The 17,887-nt window shown below is 68.8% G+C and carries 18 protein-coding genes and 1 pseudogene; 6 read left to right on the top strand and 13 right to left on the bottom strand.

The annotated features are described in order from the left end of the window. Positions 1 to 256: 256 nt before the first annotated feature. Positions 257 to 1,627, bottom strand: a complete 1,371-nt coding sequence (locus tag ACFYTQ_RS12130) for a GAF domain-containing protein (protein WP_387359693.1) — start codon at positions 1,625 to 1,627, stop codon at positions 257 to 259. A gap of 116 nt (positions 1,628 to 1,743) precedes the next feature. Next, positions 1,744 to 3,141: a mycofactocin biosynthesis glycosyltransferase MftF gene (gene mftF, locus ACFYTQ_RS12125; protein WP_387359691.1), complete on the bottom strand. Its 1,398-nt coding sequence runs from the start codon at positions 3,139 to 3,141 to the stop codon at positions 1,744 to 1,746. 373 nt (positions 3,142 to 3,514) lie between these two features. Between mftF and mftR2 the strand changes: the two genes are divergently transcribed. Both mftR2 and ACFYTQ_RS12115 read left to right on the top strand, forming a co-directional pair. Further along, the gene (gene mftR2 / locus ACFYTQ_RS12120) at positions 3,515 to 4,135 is read left to right on the top strand and encodes a mycofactocin system transcriptional regulator MftR2 (RefSeq protein WP_387359689.1); all 621 of its coding nucleotides are present in this window, start codon (positions 3,515 to 3,517) and stop codon (positions 4,133 to 4,135) included. A gap of 46 nt (positions 4,136 to 4,181) precedes the next feature. Next, positions 4,182 to 5,237 (top strand): 2Fe-2S iron-sulfur cluster-binding protein, encoded by a 1,056-nt coding sequence (locus tag ACFYTQ_RS12115; protein WP_387359687.1) that lies wholly within the window; start codon positions 4,182 to 4,184, stop codon positions 5,235 to 5,237. Between the two features lie 36 nt (positions 5,238 to 5,273). Here the strand turns inward: ACFYTQ_RS12115 and ACFYTQ_RS12110 are convergent, their stop codons facing one another. From ACFYTQ_RS12110 to ACFYTQ_RS12100, 3 genes are read right to left on the bottom strand one after another with little or no spacing between them, the layout of a single operon-like run. Further along, a complete protein-coding gene (locus ACFYTQ_RS12110) occupies positions 5,274 to 6,029 on the bottom strand; it encodes a DNA alkylation repair protein (protein WP_387359685.1) in 756 nt (251 codons plus the stop codon). After that, complete coding sequence (locus ACFYTQ_RS12105; RefSeq protein ID WP_387359683.1) at positions 6,010 to 6,789, bottom strand: glutamate racemase; 780 nt, start codon at positions 6,787 to 6,789, stop codon at positions 6,010 to 6,012. The genes ACFYTQ_RS12110 and ACFYTQ_RS12105 overlap by 20 nt, the downstream gene beginning before the upstream one ends. Before the next feature lie 26 nt (positions 6,790 to 6,815). Continuing rightward, the gene (locus ACFYTQ_RS12100) at positions 6,816 to 8,003 is read right to left on the bottom strand and encodes an NAD(P)/FAD-dependent oxidoreductase (RefSeq protein ID WP_387359681.1); all 1,188 of its coding nucleotides are present in this window, start codon (positions 8,001 to 8,003) and stop codon (positions 6,816 to 6,818) included. A gap of 156 nt (positions 8,004 to 8,159) precedes the next feature. Here ACFYTQ_RS12100 and ACFYTQ_RS12095 point away from each other — a divergent pair, with 156 nt between their 5' ends. From ACFYTQ_RS12095 to ACFYTQ_RS12080, 4 genes are all read left to right on the top strand, one after another. Beyond that, positions 8,160 to 8,507 (top strand): SPW repeat protein, encoded by a 348-nt coding sequence (locus ACFYTQ_RS12095; RefSeq protein ID WP_387359679.1) that lies wholly within the window; start codon positions 8,160 to 8,162, stop codon positions 8,505 to 8,507. A 5-nt stretch (positions 8,508 to 8,512) separates the two neighbouring features. Next, positions 8,513 to 9,136 (top strand): TetR/AcrR family transcriptional regulator, encoded by a 624-nt coding sequence (locus ACFYTQ_RS12090; RefSeq protein WP_387359676.1) that lies wholly within the window; start codon positions 8,513 to 8,515, stop codon positions 9,134 to 9,136. Positions 9,137 to 9,254: 118 nt separating this feature from the next. After that, on the top strand, positions 9,255 to 10,478 hold the full coding sequence (locus tag ACFYTQ_RS12085; RefSeq protein WP_387359674.1) for a lipase family protein: 1,224 nt from the start codon (positions 9,255 to 9,257) through the stop codon (positions 10,476 to 10,478). A 97-nt stretch (positions 10,479 to 10,575) separates the two neighbouring features. Further along, positions 10,576 to 11,433: a hypothetical protein gene (locus ACFYTQ_RS12080; RefSeq protein WP_387360204.1), complete on the top strand. Its 858-nt coding sequence runs from the start codon at positions 10,576 to 10,578 to the stop codon at positions 11,431 to 11,433. 203 nt (positions 11,434 to 11,636) lie between these two features. Here the strand turns inward: ACFYTQ_RS12080 and ACFYTQ_RS12075 are convergent. The 8 genes and pseudogenes from ACFYTQ_RS12075 to ACFYTQ_RS12040 form a co-directional block, all read right to left on the bottom strand. Next, positions 11,637 to 11,795: pseudogene (locus tag ACFYTQ_RS12075) on the bottom strand (DUF5615 family PIN-like protein); the annotation flags it as partial. Then, positions 11,792 to 12,010 carry a DUF433 domain-containing protein gene (locus ACFYTQ_RS12070; RefSeq protein WP_387359672.1) on the bottom strand — a complete coding sequence of 73 codons (219 nt, stop codon included), beginning with the start codon at positions 12,008 to 12,010 and terminating at the stop codon, positions 11,792 to 11,794. The gene ACFYTQ_RS12070 and the pseudogene ACFYTQ_RS12075, both read right to left, overlap by 4 nt. 75 nt (positions 12,011 to 12,085) lie before the next feature. Next, positions 12,086 to 13,276, bottom strand: a complete 1,191-nt coding sequence (tuf, locus tag ACFYTQ_RS12065; protein ID WP_387359670.1) for an elongation factor Tu — start codon at positions 13,274 to 13,276, stop codon at positions 12,086 to 12,088. 98 nt (positions 13,277 to 13,374) lie between these two features. Beyond that, the gene (gene fusA, locus ACFYTQ_RS12060; protein WP_387359668.1) at positions 13,375 to 15,477 is read right to left on the bottom strand and encodes an elongation factor G; all 2,103 of its coding nucleotides are present in this window, start codon (positions 15,475 to 15,477) and stop codon (positions 13,375 to 13,377) included. A gap of 179 nt (positions 15,478 to 15,656) precedes the next feature. Next, positions 15,657 to 16,127: a 30S ribosomal protein S7 gene (rpsG, locus tag ACFYTQ_RS12055; RefSeq protein ID WP_062514302.1), complete on the bottom strand. Its 471-nt coding sequence runs from the start codon at positions 16,125 to 16,127 to the stop codon at positions 15,657 to 15,659. Between the two features lies 1 nt (position 16,128). Further along, positions 16,129 to 16,503: a 30S ribosomal protein S12 gene (rpsL, locus tag ACFYTQ_RS12050; protein WP_011211612.1), complete on the bottom strand. Its 375-nt coding sequence runs from the start codon at positions 16,501 to 16,503 to the stop codon at positions 16,129 to 16,131. Positions 16,504 to 16,800: 297 nt separating this feature from the next. After that, entirely contained in the window at positions 16,801 to 17,346 is a 546-nt protein-coding gene (locus ACFYTQ_RS12045; RefSeq protein WP_387359665.1) for a DUF3558 domain-containing protein, read from the bottom strand. An 8-nt stretch (positions 17,347 to 17,354) separates the two neighbouring features. After that, positions 17,355 to 17,885 carry a DUF3558 domain-containing protein gene (locus ACFYTQ_RS12040; RefSeq protein WP_387359662.1) on the bottom strand — a complete coding sequence of 177 codons (531 nt, stop codon included), beginning with the start codon at positions 17,883 to 17,885 and terminating at the stop codon, positions 17,355 to 17,357. Between the last annotated feature and the right edge of the window lie 2 nt (positions 17,886 to 17,887).

Genomic DNA, 17,887 nt, shown 5'->3' with positions numbered 1-17,887 from the left:
CGCCCCACCATGGTGAATTCAACGAATCGCGCAAGACCCGGGCCGACCCCGGCAATGCGCTGTCTCCTACCTCTGGGCCCCACTTTCCGGGGGCCTCGTTCCATGCAGCGAAGACTAGGCGTTGACAGAATAAAACGGGATAGTTTCCTTCAAAAAAAGCTGGACAAGCGTCCGATCGGTCGATGAGCGGCCGAATCGGCGCGCGCGAGAACCGTAGGGGTGCCGTTGTGAGACACCACACGATTCGGGGCGGAGCCTATGAGTCGTAACGTTGCATCTGCGTTGCATCGGCGCCCATCCGCCGATCGAGCACCCGGATCTTCGCCTCGATCTGGGCATACAGGGCGGAATCCCGGTCCACCGTGGCGCGATAGGCGATCCACGCGGCGGTGTCGTCGCGGCCCTCGGCCCCGGCGGTCCACCGGCTGAGCACGGCCGGATCGCCGGAACGCAGCACCGCGGTGCGCAGCCGCACGCGCAGTTCATCGCGAATGTCTATGACCCCCGGGGCGGTCGAGCGCGGGAGTACCGGTCCGGCGTAGAGGCGCACGGCGGTGTCGACATCGCCGGAGTCGAGGGCCGCGCGCAACGCCTCGACATCGGTGGCGAGGGGGACCCGCAGCCGATACGGCCGCGATCCGAAGACCTGCGGGCCGACCACCGCGCGCAGCCGGGACATGGCCGCGCGGATGGTGCCGTTGTCGAGATCGGTGTCGTCGAGCAGCAGCGCGAGGTGATCGGCCGACAGGCCCTCGGTGTGTTCGGCGAGCAACAGCAGGATCTCGGCGTGCCGCTGCGACAACGGGACTCGCTCCCCCGAGACGGTCAGCTGGGACTGTCCGAGCCCCAGCACATCCAGGGCGAGCCGGCCGGCCGGGGCGGGTGGCGGCGAATCCCCGTCCGCGGCAAGGCGTTCCGCGCCGCGCTGGCGGGAGCGGACCGCGGTCAGCACCAGATCCATCTCCGCCGCGGTCGCCGCGGCCTTGACCAGCGCCAGGATCTCGGGGCGGGCCACCCGCACGCCGCCCGCGATCATGAGCACCCCGACCGGACGGCCGTCGGGATCGTGCACGGGCGCCGCGGCGCCGGTGATCCGGTGCATTCGATGCAGATAGTGTTCGGGGCCGTGGATCCAGGCGGCGCGGCCGGTGCGGACGACGAGCCCGATGGCGTTGGTGCCCACGCGGCGTTCGCTCAGGTCGTTGCCCTCGCGCAGTCCGGCCTCGGCGGCGGCGTTCACCCGATCGGGGTTGCCGTGCACCGACAGCACGCGGCCGAACTGGTCGGCGATCACCACGATCAGACCCGTGCTCGTGGCGTCCTGGAGTAACAGCTTGTCCACCAACGGCATCACCGCCGCGATCGGATGATTGTCGCGATAGCGCTGGAGGTCCGCGCCGCGCAGCCCGCGCCCGTCGACCTCGTCCATCGGATCGACGCCGCCGCGCAGACTGCGCAGCCACGATTCGAGTACCAGCGGCCGGAGCAGACCGGGCAGCTGAGCCAACTGCTCGCCACCGACGGTCAGATAGCCGTGGGCCTGGGCGGCATAGGATTCCAGCGCGCCGAGCTGCGTGCCCGGCTCGACCCCTTGTCCGGCACCGCCGCCGGCGAGATTGCTGACCATTTGCCTTTCTTCCCGCCCCAAACTGTACCGGCGGGAATGGTGCGAGGCGTCGGAAGTCTGCCGTTTGTCCGCCAGGTCACAGGGCGACGGGACCACCGCGAAATGTGAGGTAGCGCCTATCGACGGGGCACCGACGGGCGCAGCGCGGTGACATTGCGGACCCGCGCGGCACCCCACCATAGACCCGCGCCGTAGGCCAGATCGTCGAGCCGTTTACAGCACAGATAGCGCAGCGGATCCAGGCCGCCGGGCTCGCGATGGGTGTACCAGTCGGCCAGGCCGTCGGCGATCGCCATGGTCATCGCGATCCGCCGCACCCGCGCGGAGAACACCATCGCCAGCACGGTCACCGGCCAGTAGTGCCGCGACAGCGCGGAGACGATCCGCCACACGCCGCCGGAGAAGCCGCGCGCCAACTGGATCGCGGCGACCCGGGTCGGATTGTCGAGTTCGGCGAAGACGCGGCGCAACCGGATCAACGCGGCCAGCAGCGTGGCCAGCCCGCCCAGCACGCTCCAGCGGGTCGCCGCGGCCAGCAGGGCGGTGGCCACCACGGTCCAGAACGGCACCGACAGCGGGGCCACCACCCCCGGATGACGACGGGCCAGCGGTGCGGCGCTCGCACCGTGGGAAGCCTTGCGGCGCAACCACTTTCCCAGCGATACCGGCGATTCGCGGCCGACGTGCGCGGCCGGTTCGTAGCGCAGCCGCCAGCCCGCCTGTTCCAGGCGGCGGCACAGATCAATATCGGCGGCCGAGCGCATCCGCTCGTCGAAACCGCCCTCGGCCAGCAGTGCCTGCCGCCGGACCAGCAGCGCGGCGCCCGGCACATAGGAGACCGCGCCGTGCCAGCTGACGGCCGTCTCGCGGCGGCCGCGATCCAGCGAGGAACGGGTGTGCTCGTAGCGGCCGAGCACGGTGGTGTCGGGTTCGCGGGCCACGATGCGCGGGGCGACCAGGGCCACCTCCGGATCGCTGAAATGGCCCAGCATCACCTCGAGCCAACCGGCGCGCGGCACCACATCGGAATCGAGGAAGGCGACGAATTCAGTTGTCGCGGCGCGTAATCCGGCATTGCGCGCGGCCGCGGCGCCCTGCCTGCGGTCGTGCCGCAGCACGGTCACCCGGCAGCGCCCGCGGGTGCGCGGGATGCGCACCGGCCGATCCGACCCGTCGTCCACCACGACCACGCTGTGCCCGCGCAGGGTGCCGAGCAGCCGCTCCAGCCCGGCCGCGTCGTTGTGGTGCGGCACCACCACCGTGACGTCCTCGGGCGAGGGCAGCAGGCGCGGACGGGGATTGGCGACACCGGAGTCGAGCAGCCGTCTGGCAACCACCGCCGACCGGTGGTCGGTCACCTCCAGATACCCGTCACCGATCAGGGCGGCCGCCTCCGGCGCGAGTCGTAGCAACCTCGTCGGCGAACCCCCGACCAGGTACCGGCCACCGGAGTAGGTGCGCACCCTCGGATCGATTCGCACCCCGAACCCGTCGGGCAGTCGATCATGGCGCATTCCTGGAATGCTATGCGGTCATTGCCGTTCGGGCACATCGTGTCGAAAAAAGAGGATCGAATTCGATGCGAATACCGCGGTGGGCCGCCACATCCCGGAGCGGCGCGCCACACGCCATTCGCGAGAGTTGCTGGCAATCATGTCGCAACTTCCAGCTGGTTGCGATGAAGATCACCCCGGCCGACCCGCCCGCGCACGATCGGCTAATTCCGCCGTTCAGCGTGCGACGGGCAACCCGAGCACACACGGACCGGCGGCCGGACCCGCGCTCTAGACTGTGGCGGGAAAAAGCACGCTGAACAGTAGACGACGGGTTGCCGACGGACGGTTGGGGCTGCGGCACGGGTCTCGAGGTGACATGGGAGTCGGACGGATGCAGACGAGCGGGGGCGGCAATACGTTGTCGGAATCCGAGATCGTCGAGGCCGCGTTGCGGGTGGTGCGGGAGGACGGCGTGGACAAACTATCCATGCGCCGGCTGTCCCGCGAACTCGGCGTCTCCCCGATGGCCCCCTATTACTACGTCGCCGACAAACGCGAACTGCTCGATCTCGTCGCCAGCGCGGCGCTGACCGGAGTCCGCAAACCGCCGCCGGAATCCGGTCCCTGGCAACAACGTCTGCGCGAACTCATCGATCAGATCGACGAAAAGCTGCGCAAACACCCGGGACTCGGCGATGTGCTCATCGAGCAGATGCTCGGCAAACAGCTCGATCTGATCGCCGCGGTGATGGAGATCCTGTTCGAGGCGGGCTTCGACGATCGCAATGTGCTGGCCGCGTACGCGACCATCCACACCTATCTGTTCGGCCGGGCGCGGGTGAATCCGCGCGACCGCGCGGCGCTCACCGAGGCCGCGCTGCCCGAGTCGGTCGAGCGGGCCGTGAAGTACATCGGCGATCTGCGCGGGAAATACTCCTACGACTTCGGCATCGGGGTGCTGATCGCGGGGCTCGAGGCCCAGCTTGTCCGGCAGCGGGACGGCCACGTATAGTAAAACTAGAACACGTTCTACTTTTGCCCGCCCCCGAGAGGACATCATGACGACGGTTGAAGTGCCACACGGCTCGCGCTCCGCCGTGCTGCGGGTCGCCGCGGTCATCCCCGAGACCGCCGACGCGTGCTCGCTGGTCTTCGACGTGCCCGAGGAGCTGCGCGAGCGGTTCGACTATCAGCCGGGGCAATTCCTCACCCTGCGCATCCCCAGCGAGCTGACCGGATCGGTGGCGCGCTGCTACTCCCTGGCCAGTTCGCCGCACACCGACGACCGGCCCAAGGTCACGGTCAAGCGCACGGTCGACGGCTACGCGTCGAACTGGGTGTGCGACAACGTGAAAGCCGGGCACGAGCTCGAGGTGCTGCCGCCGTCGGGGGTGTTCACGCCCAAGGACCTCGACGAGGATCTGCTGTTGTTCGCCGCGGGCAGCGGGATCACCCCGGTGATGTCGATCCTGAAGTCGGCGCTGGCGCGTGGGAGCGGGCGAATCGTGTTGGTGTACGCCAATCGCGACGCGGAGTCGGTCATCTTCGCGGCCGAACTGCGCGAGCTGGGCGACAAGCATCCGCAGCGGCTGACGGTCGTGCACTGGCTGGAGACGTTGCAGGGGCTGCCGAGCGTGGACGGGCTGGCGGCGCTGGCCGGGCCCTACACCGGGTACCGGGCGTTCCTGTGCGGGCCCAAGGCGTTCATGGATCGGGTGCACGACGCGCTGGCCCAGCTCGGCGTGCCGCGCGGCCGGACCCACGCCGAGGTGTTCAATTCCCTTGCGGGCGATCCGTTCTCGGTGACCGCCCCGGCGGAGGTGAGCGCCGAGGAGGCCGCCGACGCCGCGACCGTGGAGGTCGAACTCGACGGCGAGGTGCACGAGCTGAGCTGGCCGCGCCGACAGACGCTGGTGGACATCATGCTGGCCAAGGGAATCGACGTGCCGTACTCCTGCCAGGAGGGCGAGTGCGGTTCGTGCGCGTGCACGGTGCTCGAGGGCAAGGTCGAGATGGACACCTGCGACATCCTCGATCCCGAGGACATCGAGGCGGGCTACATCCTGGGCTGCCAGGCGCACCCGGTGACCGACCATCTGCGGATCCAGTTCTAGTCGGCGCTGTCGCCGGATATCGTTGCGGCACAGCCATTATCGCCGCGGGACATCTCGATAGTGTTGGCGCACCGCGCTTTCGAGATGTTCCGTGGCGTAACTCAGTGCGGTGCGGCCCATCTCGGCGGCGTGCCGGTCGAGGAAGTCGAGCAGCAGGGCGCGGTCGACCCGCTTGCCGACCTCGCGCAGCATCCAGCCGACGGCCTTCTGGATGAGGTCGCGGCGGTCGGTGAGCAGGCGCTCGCTCAGGGCGAGGGTGGTGGTGGCGTCGCCGGATTTGATGAAGGCGAAGGTGGTCAGCAGGGCCACGCGACGTTCCCACAGCGAGTCCGCGGCGGCCAGATCGAACAGCAACTCGCGCGGGCGCTCCAGGAGCCAGGGGCCGAGGATGTTCTCGGCGGAGACGTCGACGAGGTCCCAGTTGTTCACCCGGCCGCGGCGCACGGCCGCCAGGTAGAGATCGACGATATCGCGTTGCGCGGCAAGGCCGTTCACGCGTGGCTTGACCGCTCTCGCCATGGCGGCGTTGAGGATGATCAACCCGGCGAGGCGGTGTTCGTGGATCGGACTGTCGAGCAGTTGGTCGATCTCGGACAGCGGCAGGCCCGCGAAGCGCTTGGCGACAGCGCGGGTTGCGGGCACACGGACGCCGATGAAGACGTCGCCCTCGCCGTATTCGCCGCGACCGGTTTTGAAGAAGCGTTGCAGGTGGATGGCGTCGGCGGGGTCGGCCACGGCGGCCAGAGCGTCGCGGACCGCGTCGGCGGTCGGCTCAGCCGCGGGCGACGACATCGGCGGTGGCGCCGAGCACCCGGCCCGATTCGAAGGCCGCCGCGCCCGGGGGCAGCGCGCCGGGACGGCCGGAGTTCAGGACGGTGACGGTACCGGTTCCGGCGGTGGGTCGGCCGAGCGCGTCCATCCGCCGAAGAGTCTGCGCCGCAACGGCTTCCGCGCTGTCGAACAGGCGGACCCGGTCGGGCAGGGCGGCGAGGATCGACTCCGTGACGAGCGGATAGTGGGTGCAGCCGAGGACGACGCCCTCGGTTTCGGGCGGGGTGCGCGCGGCCGCGCTCTCGATCGCGGCGGCGATGGCGGGCAGATCGCCGTGGTCGATGGCGTCGGCCAGGCCGTGGCACGCCACGCCGATCACCTCGGCGTCGCCGCCGAACCGGGCGATGAGATCGGCCTGATAGCGGCTCGCGGTGGTCGCGGCGGTGGCCCAGACCGCCACCGTCCGGCAGACCGCGGCGGCCGGTTTGATAGCCGGGACCGTGCCGATCACCGGGACCTCCGGGCCCACCTCCGCGCGGACATGTTCCAGCGCGGTCACGCTGGCCGTATTGCACGGCAGCACGAGCACTTCCGCGCCCAGTCGCAGCGCCCGGCGCGCGGCCTCGAGCACCCGATCGACCACCCACGACTCGGGTTTCGGTCCCCACGGCGCGCCGTCGGGATCGGTTTGCAGCAGCAGATCCAGATCCGGCCGCAGCGTGCGCAGCCACGCCCCCGTGGGCAACAGGCCCAGTCCCGAGTCGATGAGCGAGACGATCACACGCCCAACTGTATTAGCGGCCCGCGCTATCGGCCGACGGGGGTGGCGCTGGCGAGCCGCGCGCGCATCTTCATGACCTGACCGGAACGTCCCGCGCCGATGACCGCGGTGAGCACGCCGTCGGCGTGGTAGTGCGCCACGAACTTGCGGCCGTCGTCCTCGACGATCTCCACCGCGTCGGCGGCCGCGGGCGTGCCGAGCACCTGGATCTTCAGGTCGTACTGATCGCTCCACACGTACGGGACGCGCGCGGCGGCGGGCGGTTCCGCGCCGAGCAGGGCGGCGGCCAGCAGTTGCGCCTGTTCCCCGGCATTGGTCCAGTGTTCGACGCGGCGATGGGCGCCGGTGGCGTGCCGCCAGGCCGCGACGTCGCCGACCGCCCACACGCCCGGCACGGCGGTGCGGCCGACCTCGTCGGCGAGGACGCCACCGCCCGCGGCCGGGGCGGCCAGCGGGATGCCCGAATCGGCGAGCCACTCGGTGACGGGGACCGAGCCGACGCCGATCACCACCAGATCGGCGTCGACCGCGCCGCCGTCGCTCAGGATCGCGCCGCGGGCCGAACCGTCCTGTACGCGTAGCGAATCCAGGCCCACCCCGCAGCGCAGGTCCACGCCCTGCTCGCGGTGCAGCCGCCCGACGAGTCCGCCCACCCGCTCGCCCAGCGCGGCCGCCAGCGGGGTGGGCTGGGGTTCGACCAGCACGACCTCGAGGCCGAGGGCGCGGAAGCTGGCGGTGAGTTCGCAGCCGATGAAGCCCGCGCCGACCACCAGAGCCCTTGTCGCGCGGGCCGTCTCGGCGCGCAGCGCGGCCGCGTCCTCGTGGCGGCGCAGCACGTGCACGCCCGCCGCGTCCGGCAGACCGGGAATTCGCTTGGGGCGCAGGCCCGTCGCGAGAACGAGCTGGTCGTAGTCGAGGGCGGAGCCGTCGGACAGCCACACCCGGCGCGCGGCGGTGTCCACCCGCGCGGCGGGGACGCCGAGGCGCAGTTCGATCGCGTTCTCGGTGAAGAACTCCGCCGGGCGCAGGGTGGTGTCGTCGGTCTCGCCGCGCACGAACTGCTTGGACAGCGGGGGGCGATCGTAGGGCAGCCGCGGCTCGTCGCCGACCAGCACCAGCCCGCCGGGGTATCCGGCGCGCCGCAGTTCCTCCGCGGTGCGCAGGCCCGCCAGGCCCGCGCCCACGATCACGATCGGACGCGCATCGGTGGTCATCAGCCCACGATATTGTAGAACGCGTTCTAATTTCTATCGTGATGCCCGACACGGTGATAGCCGACGGCGATTGTTGCCGATCAGGTATTGATCGGGCGGTCAATCAGAGATATACCGAAGGAAGGACATATTTCCTGCCCATCGAGGAGGCACCCGATGTTCACCGATAGCCGCGCACAGGACTACATCGCAGTCGTGCTGGGCGTCTTCACCGCACTGTCCCCCATCTGGGTGGACCACAACGACCGAGGCATGTGGACGCTCATCGTGCTGGGCATACTCATCGCGCTGACCGGTCTGGCGCTGCTGTCGCGTCCGGCGATGACCGGCCTCGACTACGCGATGGGCGCGCTCGGCGTCCTGCTGTTCATCTCCCCGTGGGTGATGGACTTCCACGCCTACAATGGCGCCTCGTGGACGGCGTGGATCGTGGGAGTGCTGACCGTGGTGGTCGCGGTGGCGGCGCTGCCACAGGTGACGGGGCGCATGCACACGGCCCACTGACGCACGTGGCCGGGCCCCGCCGGGCCGGGCGCCGCCGCAGCCGCGAGGTGGACGGCGACGCCCGGCAACTCATTCTGGACGCCGCCGAAAGCCTGTTCGCCACACATGGTTTCGACGCCACGGCGACGGCGGCCATCGCGGCCACCGCGGGCGTGCCCAAGGGGTTGGTGTTCTACTACTTCCCCACCAAGGAGTCCATCCTGTCGGCGCTGATGGCCGAGCGCGTCCCGGCCCCGCCGGTGCAGGACATCGAAAACCTCGTCACGCCGGGCGATCCGGCGGGCAGCCTGGTGAATCTCGATGCGGCGCTGAATCTTCGGGATCATCACTCGTCGGTGCTGCGGGTGATCATGTGGCGCGAGGCCGATACCCATCCCGATGTGCGAAAACAGTTGCGGCGCATGCGCGATCAGCTGCTCGACGTCACCTCGCGGGTGCTGGCGGCGAGCGCGCCCGGCCCGGTGCGGGACGGGACGTTGCGCGCCTGCGCGGGGGCGTGGGTCTCGGCCGTACTGGCCGTCGCCACGACCGATCGGCTGCACGCCCTGGACGGGCTGACGCTGCCGACGGCCGAGGAGATCCGCAACATCTCGCGGGTGGTCGCGGCGGGGATGACCCAGCTCGGCTGAAATTTCTTCGATAACCATTTCGCTTCCGGTTCGGCGCGTCCGCCCGGGGAGGCGCGCGGTCCATTTGAATACCCACCGGCCCGTTTCGTAACTGATCGATTGCCGGGAGGTTTTGGACGTGACCTGTAGGGGTTCGGTTGTCGGCCGTATCGGCCGGTTCCTGGGCGTGACGACCGGCGTGCTGCTCGGCCTGTTCGGGGCCGTGCCCGCCGGGGCGCAGCCGATCTATCCCGTGCCCGATCCCGACCCCTTCTACGCCGCGCCGCCGGACCTGGCCGCGCACGCGGCGGGTGACGTGCTGGCGGTGCGGGCGATGCCGCCGGTGCCCGCCTTTCCGGGGACCTCGGTCACGTTGGTCAAGTTCCGGTCCACGAATTCGCACGGCGATCCGATCGCGGCGACCACGACCGTGCTGACGCCGTTCACGCATGTGGCCGACGCGCCGCTGCTGTCGTATCAGCACATCATCAACGGGCTGGGGACGCAGTGCGCGGTGTCGCACGTGCTCTACACCGGGGATCCCGACAAGGCGGTGCGGGAGGCGCCCGCGCTCAACGCGCTGTTGCTGCGCGGCTGGAGCATCGCGCTGCCGGATCATCTCGGGCCCCAATTCGCCTACGGCGCGGCACGTCTGGGCGGGCAGATCACCCTGGACGGGATCCGGGCGGTGCGGCGGGTGCCGGAACTCACGCTGGGGCGCAGTCCGGTGACCATGGCCGGATACTCCGGGGGCGGGATGGCGACGGCGTGGGCGGCGGCGTTGCAGCCGACCTACGCGCCGGAACTCGAGATCGCGGGCGCGGCGCTCGGCGGGGTGCCGATGAATCTGGAGACGATGGTGCGGGCGCTGTGGACCAATCCGCATCCGGCGTTCGGGCTGGCGATGGCCGCGGCGATCGGGCTCGAGCGGGAGTATCCGGAGCGGCTGCCGATCAGCGACTATCTGAACGGGCGCGGGGTGGCGGCGCGCGACGCCATGGCCAACGGGTGCGTCAACGAGATCCTGGGCATCGGGGCCGGGCACAGTGTGCTCGACTACGCGGCGAGCACCTCGCTGGTGGACGATCCGGAGGCGTGGAAGGTGGTGGAGGACAACAGCCTCCAGCTGTTCGACGGGGTGCCGACCATGCCGATCTTCGAATGGCATTCGCCCACCGACCCGCTCATTCCGGTGGACGCCATCGTCGACACCGATCGGCGGTACTGCGCGGCAGGGGTTCGGCTGCACTCCCAGCTGACGCCGTCGCCGGAGCATCTGTCGGCGGCGGTGCTCGGGATGCCCGCCATGGTGAGCTGGCTCGACGCGCGTTTCCGGGGTGAGCCCGCGCCCAGCGACTGCTGATTCGGCGGGCCGGTGTCAGTGACAAATCGCTGGCGCGATCGGACTCACTCCAATGCCCTCCGGCGCGACGGGACGCCCTGGCTTAGCATGGGCCACTATGACCGATGCCGATTTCGCCGCCTTCGGCGAGCCCAATCGTTCGCGGCCGGAGGGATATCGCCTCACCAATCCGGTGAACGACAGCACCCCGGCATCGTCGAGCGGACTGACCGGCTACGACAATCCGACGGGCCGGACCACCCTCGGTCACGACAGCGGTGTGCAGTGGACCCAGCCCGATATGGGTTCGCCATGGCCGACGGGCGCCACCCCCCGGCCCGAAACCCCCACGGCCCGGCCGGAACCCAGCCCACCGGTCCCGGAAAGCCCTGCGGCCCGGCCCGATTCGACGCGCTCGGAGAGCGGGCACCGCGTGTCCGATTCGCAGCCGCGCTCGGACGGCGGCCACCGCATGCCCGATTCGCAACCGCGTTCCGAGAGCGGCCACCGCATGCCCGACTCGCCGCCGCGCTCGGAGAGCGGCCACCGCGCCGAGGAGAACGGCTACCGCTCCGCCACGGAACTGGCCCGGCGTCTGGAGGAGAACTCCTACCGCCCCGCCGCGGAACCGACCCGCCGCGCCGCGCCGGAGACCTCGCCCCAGCCCCCGGAAACCCCTCGCCCCACCCAGCCCCGCGCCGCCCGCCGCGCGGCCGCCGAACGGGAGGCGAACCCGCTCGACAACTCCCCCGCCACCGTCGACATCCACCTGGTGATGCGCCTGCTGCTGGCCAGCCACAACCTGGAAACCGTTGCGGCCAAGGCGGAATCGGGTGAGGCGGTGCTGTCGGAGTTCGTCCGGGCCGCCCGGCACACCCGCTCGACCGCCGTCGACCTGGTCTCGGCGTGGTTCGGCGGGGCGGAGCAGATGCGGGATTTCGCGCGGGCACTGCTGGCGGCAAGTGAGAAGCGCTGACCTACAAGCGGATTCGCCGGGCGGACGTCAGCGAACCTCGATGAGTTTCTCCCCTGCCAGAAGCATCTCGACCACAGTGGGGACGATTGGGAGAAAAGCGTCCAGCAACGCCTTTCGAGAGCAGTTGCCGATCCTGATCCACACCACCGCAGGCGCCGACGCCTCGCCGCGAGTTCGCCCGATGAGGACGAATCCTCGTCCTTGGTGATGATCACGGCGTCTCGCCGTACGGCCTCCGCCCAGACGGCGTGATCGGTGGCCGCGGTCATCTCGATGTCGCAGACATGGACGGCATCGTGGCCTTCGTTGGTGAGGGCGCGAGCGAGCGCGGGCGGGAGTTGCGCGTCGACGACGAAGTTCAAGAGGCGGTCCGCAGGATGGGGTGATCCGCTTCGGCCGCCGCGAAGGCGAGGCAGGCGCGGATGTCCTCGCGTTCCAGGTAGGGGTAGTCCTCGAGGATCGAGTCCTCGGATTCACCCGCCGCGAGAAGTTCGAGGATGTCCTTGACCCTGATGCGCAGGTTGCGGATGCAGGGGCGACCGCCCAACTGGTCGGGGTCGAAGGTGATCCGGGACATTGCTTCAGCATATCGGGGCGGGCCGCGAAAAAGGGCCGCTCCCCTGGGGGAGCGGCCCTTTCGGGAATCGCTAGATCACTTGATGATCTTGGTGACCCGGCCGGCGCCGACGGTGCGGCCGCCCTCGCGGATGGCGAAGCGCAGGCCCTCTTCCATGGCGACGGGCTGGATGAGCTTGACGCTCATCTCGGTGTTGTCGCCCGGCATGACCATCTCGGTGCCCTCGGGGAGGGTCACGACGCCGGTCACGTCGGTGGTGCGGAAGTAGAACTGCGGGCGGTAGTTGTTGAAGAACGGGGTGTGGCGGCCGCCCTCGTCCTTCGACAGGATGTACGCCTGGCCCTCGAACTCCGTGTGCGGGGTCGTGGTGCCCGGCTTGATGACGACCTGGCCGCGCTCCACGTCCTCACGCTTGAGGCCGCGCAGCAGCAGACCGACGTTGTCGCCGGCCTGGCCCTGGTCGAGCAGCTTGCGGAACATCTCGACACCGGTGACGGTGGTCTTCTGGGTCTTCTCGCGGATGCCGGTGATCTCGACTTCCTCGTTGACGTTGATCACGCCACGCTCGATACGACCGGTGACGACGGTGCCACGACCGGTGATCGTGAAGACGTCCTCGATCGGCATCAGGAACGGCTTGTCGGTCTCACGGACCGGGTCCGGGATCGACTCGTCGACGGCGTTCATGAGCTCGAGGATCGACTCGGCCCACTTCTCGTCGCCCTCCAGCGCCTTCAGGCCGGAGACGCGCACGACGGGGGCGTCCTCATCGAACTCCTGCGAGGCCAGCAGCTCGCGGACCTCCATCTCGACGAGCTCGAGGATCTCCTCGTCGTCGACCATGTCCGACTTGTTCAGCGCGACCAGGATGTAGGGCACGCCGACCTGACGGGCGAGCAGCACGTGCTCACGGGTCTGCGGCATCGGGCCGTCGGTGGCCGCCACGACCAGGATGGCGCCGTCCATCTGGGCCGCACCGGTGATCATGTTCTTGATGTAGTCGGCGTGGCCCGGGGCGTCGACGTGGGCGTAGTGCCGCTTCTCGGTCTGGTACTCGACGTGGGAGATGTTGATCGTGATACCACGAGCCTTCTCCTCCGGAGCCTTGTCGATCTGGTCGAACGCGAAGGCCGCGTTCAGGTCCGGGTACTTGTCAGCCAGCACCTTGGTGATCGCCGCGGTCAGCGTGGTCTTGCCGTGGTCGACGTGACCGATGGTGCCGATGTTGACGTGGGGCTTCGTCCGCTCGAACTTCGCCTTCGCCACTTGATGTCCTCCTGGACTTGTTGGTGCTTGCTAAGCAGCAGTGCGGTTGTGGGATCACCCCCGCGTACGCGGGGATTGGGTCGTACAGCGCGCCCGGATTATTCGCCGGTCGCCTTGGCGATGATCTCCTTCGACACGTTGGCCGGAACCTCCGCGTACGAATCGAACACCATGGAGAAGTTCGCCCGGCCCTGGGTCTTCGACCGCAGATCACCGATGTAGCCGAACATCTCCGAGAGCGGAACCAGCGCCTTGACGACACGGGCACCACTGCGTTCCTCCATGGCCTGGATCTGACCACGGCGGGAGTTCAGGTCGCCGATCACTTCGCCCATGTAGTCCTCGGGCGTGGTGACCTCGACGGCCATGAGCGGCTCGAGGATCACCGGACCGGCCTTGCGGGCCGCTTCCTTGAGGGCCTGCGCGCCGGCGATCTTGAACGCCATCTCCGAGGAGTCGACCTCGTGGTAGGCGCCGTCCAGCAGCGCGGCCTTCAGGTTCACCAGGGGGTAGCCGGCGAGGACACCGTACTGCATGGCGTCCTGGATGCCCGCGTCCACCGAGGGGATGTACTCCTTGGGCACGCGGCCACCGGTGACCTTGTTCTCGAACTCGTAGGTCGCGCCGTCCTCGCCGACGAACGGCTCGAGGGCGATGATGACGCGCGCGAACTGGCCCGAGCCACCGGTCTGCTTCTTGTGGGTGTACTCGAACTTCTCGACCGGCTTGGTGATGGTCTCGCGGTAGGCCACCTGCGGCTTGCCGATGTTGGCCTCGACCTTGAACTCGCGCTTCATGCGGTCGACGTAGATGTCGAGCTGGAGCTCGCCCATGCCGCCGATGACGGTCTGGCCGGTCTCCTGATCCAGCTTCACGTTGAAGGTGGGGTCCTCCTCCGCGAACTTCTGGATGGCGGTGCCCAGCTTCTCCTGGTCGGCCTTCGTCTTCGGCTCGATGGCCACCTCGATGACCGGATCCGGGAAGGTCATCGACTCCAGCACGATCTGATTCTGCGGATCGCACAGGGTGTCGCCCGTGGTGGTGTCCTTGAGGCCGATGACCGCGTAGATGTGGCCCGCCTGCGCCTCGCCGACCGGGTTCTCCTTGTTGGAGTGCATCTGGAACAGCTTGCCCAGACGCTCCTTCTTGCCCTTGGTCGAGTTGATGACCTGGGCGCCGGAGTCGACCTTGCCCGAGTACACGCGGACGTAGGTCAGCTTGCCGAAGAACGGGTGCGTCGCGATCTTGAACGCCAGCGCCGCGAAGGGCGCGGTGACGTCGGCGTCGCGGTGGATGATCTCCTCTTCCTTGCCCGGGACGTGGCCGTCGGTGCCGCCGTCGTCCAGCGGGTTGGGCAGGTAGTCGATCACGGCGTCGAGCATGGGCTGCACGCCCTTGTTCTTGAACGCCGAGCCACAGAGCACGGGGTAGAGCTCCGAGTTGACGGTCAGCTTGCGGATCGCGCCCTTGATCTCCTCGATCGAGAGCTCCTCGCCGCCGAGGAACTTCTCGAGCAGTTCCTCGTCGGACTCCGCGACGGTCTCGAGCAGCTCCTGGCGGTACTGCTCGGCGCGCTCCTTCAGATCCTCGGGGATCTCGACGACCTCGTACTGCTCACCGAGCTTGGTCTCGCCACGCCACACCTTGGCGTTGTTCTCGACCAGGTCGACGATGCCCTCGAAGGTGTCCTCGGCGCCGATGGGCAGCTGCACGACCAGCGGCTTGGCACCCAGCCGGTCCTTGATGGTCTGGACCGTGAAGTAGAAGTCGGCGCCCAGCTTGTCCATCTTGTTGACGAAGCAGATGCGCGGGACGTCGTACTTGTCGGCCTGCCGCCAGACCTGCTCGGACTGCGGCTCAACGCCCTCTTTGCCGTCGAAGACCGCGACCGCGCCGTCGAGCACGCGCAGCGACCGCTCCACCTCGACCGTGAAGTCGACGTGTCCCGGCGTGTCGATGATGTTGATCTGGTTGTCTTTCCAGAAGCAGGTCGTCGCGGCCGACGTGATCGTGATGCCGCGCTCCTGCTCCTGAGCCATCCAGTCCATCGTGGCCGCGCCGTCGTGGACCTCACCGATCTTGTAGGTGATGCCGGTGTAGAAGAGGATGCGTTCGGTTGTCGTGGTCTTACCGGCATCGATGTGGGCCATGATGCCGATGTTGCGGACCTTGTTGAGGTCGGTGAGCACGTCCTGTGCCACGGAAATCTTCCCCGCTCTGCTCTGTTGTCAGCTAGTTGGGATTGACGGGAACGACCCTGGCTCCGTTTGCGAAGCTCGAGGCCATCACTTTTTCAACGTCGGGCGTGGCCCAGAAGTGCCACGCCCGACTGTGACTCGCCTCCCGGCGCCGTTCCTTCACCGGCGGGCCGGGTGACCAATCACCAGCGGTAGTGCGCGAACGCCCGGTTGGACTCGGCCATCTTGTGGGTGTCCTCGCGACGCTTCACCGAAGCGCCCAGACCGTTGCTGGCGTCCAGCAGCTCGTTGGCGAGACGCTCGACCATGGTCTTCTCGCGACGCTGCCGGGAGAAGTTCACCAGCCAGCGCATGGCCAGGGTGTTGGCGCGGCCGGGACGGACCTCGACCGGAACCTGGTAGGTGGCGCCACCGACACGCCGGGGCTTGACCTCGAGGGCGGGCTTGACGTTGTCCAGCGCGCGCTTGAGGGTCACGACCGGATCGGTGCCCGTCTTCTCGCGCGCCTGCTCGAGCGCGCCGTAGACGATGCGCTCGGCGATCGACTTCTTGCCGTCCAGCAGCACCTTGTTGACCAGCTGGGTGACCAGCGGCGAACCGTAGACCGGATCGTTGATCAGGGGACGCTTGGGTGCGGGGCCCTTGCGCGGCATATCAGCTCTTCTCCTTCTTGGCGCCGTAGCGGCTGCGGGCCTGCTTGCGGTTCTTCACGCCCTGCGTGTCGAGCGAGCCGCGGATGATCTTGTAGCGCACACCGGGGAGGTCCTTCACACGACCGCCGCGGACGAGCACCATCGAGTGCTCCTGCAGGTTGTGGCCCTCGCCGGGGATGTAGGCCGTGACCTCGACCTGGCTGGTCAGGCGAACACGCGCGACCTTGCGCAGCGCGGAGTTCGGCTTCTTCGGGGTCGTGGTGTACACGCGGGTGCACACGCCACGACGCTGCGGGCTCCCCTTCAGGGCCGCGGTCTTCGTCTTCGCGACCTTGTCGCGGCGACCCTTGCGGACCAGCTGGTTGATGGTTGGCATATACCGGCTTTCCTTATTCAGTAACCAGGTGTCTGGAACTCTTCATGTCTGTGTTTTCGAGCCTTCACCCATTGGCCCGAGTCGCGTTCCTCGCGCCCCGAGGTCGGGCGTGTCGCGCGCAGCGCGTACCGGTCATTTCGGGCACGCTGAAACGGTCGGCCGCTCTCGCTGGCTTACGTCCTGCACACAAGCTTGCCCGCATGCTTCCGGGCACAGCGATCCACGATACCCGTCGGCGCGGCGGGGGGCAAAAGCGGGTACCCCGTGGTAGTTCGACGGGTCGGTGCGCTGTGCGGTCTAGCGGGCGAGGTTCAACGTCAACTCTGCCAGTTTCTGCGCCGCGTCGCACGGATCCGGGTGTCCGCCGCCCGGACGGTAGTTGATCCACCAGCCGATGATGCCGGTGTCCGCGGCCGGGGCCATCACCCCGCAGGAGTCGGGATCGTTGGGCCGATGGACCTGGAGTGAGCGGCGGCCCTGCACATTGACGTCCGTCGTCTGATAACCGAGCCGGTCGTTGTTCTGTTTCTCGTTGCTCAGCGTCCCCATCTCGTACCAGTTCAGGGTGGCCATGCCGTCCCCGCCGGGCGCGCCCGCGAGCGACCACATGCAGACCGCGCCGTTGAAGCTGCTCTGCGGCAGCGTCTGGGTGCCGGTGATCTTGGCGATCTGGTCGAGCTGGACCACCTCGCACTCGCGCAGCAGCTTGTCGAAGTTCATGTTGACCCCGCCGCCGCTGCCCCCGGCGGGCTGCGGGGTGCCGGTGACGGTCTTGCCGCAGCCGGACAGCGTGGCCGCGAACGCCAGCACCGCGCAGGCGGCCACCGCGGCTCGTGATCTCATCGCGCCCCTCATTTCAATCGCTGCACGGTCAGCTCGGCCAGTTTGCGGTTCTTCTCGCACGGATTGGCGCTGGGCCGCCCGAACGAACCCGCGTACGTGGACCACTCGAAGAAGTCGTCGCCGAGTTGGACCGCGAAGTCGCAGATCAGGCCCTGCGGATCGGTGTCCTGGAACCCCTTGTGCCCGCCGACGTCGACCGCCTCCGGATTGCGGCCCTGCGCGGTGACCCACGCCCGCTCCCGCTCGATCGGGCTGCCGCGGTAGGACGCGAAGGTGACCGTGGGACCGTCGATGCCGCCGCCCTGCCAGTTGCAGCCCACCGAATTCTTGAACGTCTGGGTGATCTGTCCCAGCCCGCCCAGATCGCGCACCTCGTCGTCGGTCACATTCCCGCACTCCCCGGTGAACGGGCCGAGCGCGGCGACCTTCATGGGCGGGCGCACCGGCGGAGTGTTGCCGCCCGAATCGCCCGAACCGCACGCCGCCAGCAGCGCCGCGAGGGCCGTCGCCGTGACGAGGGCCGCCGAGATCCTCCGCATGG

The sequence above is a fragment of the Nocardia sp. NPDC004068 genome, from assembly GCF_042874315.1.
Taxonomy (GTDB): domain Bacteria; phylum Actinomycetota; class Actinomycetes; order Mycobacteriales; family Mycobacteriaceae; genus Nocardia.
This window is presented reverse-complemented; position numbering and strand designations above follow the sequence as displayed.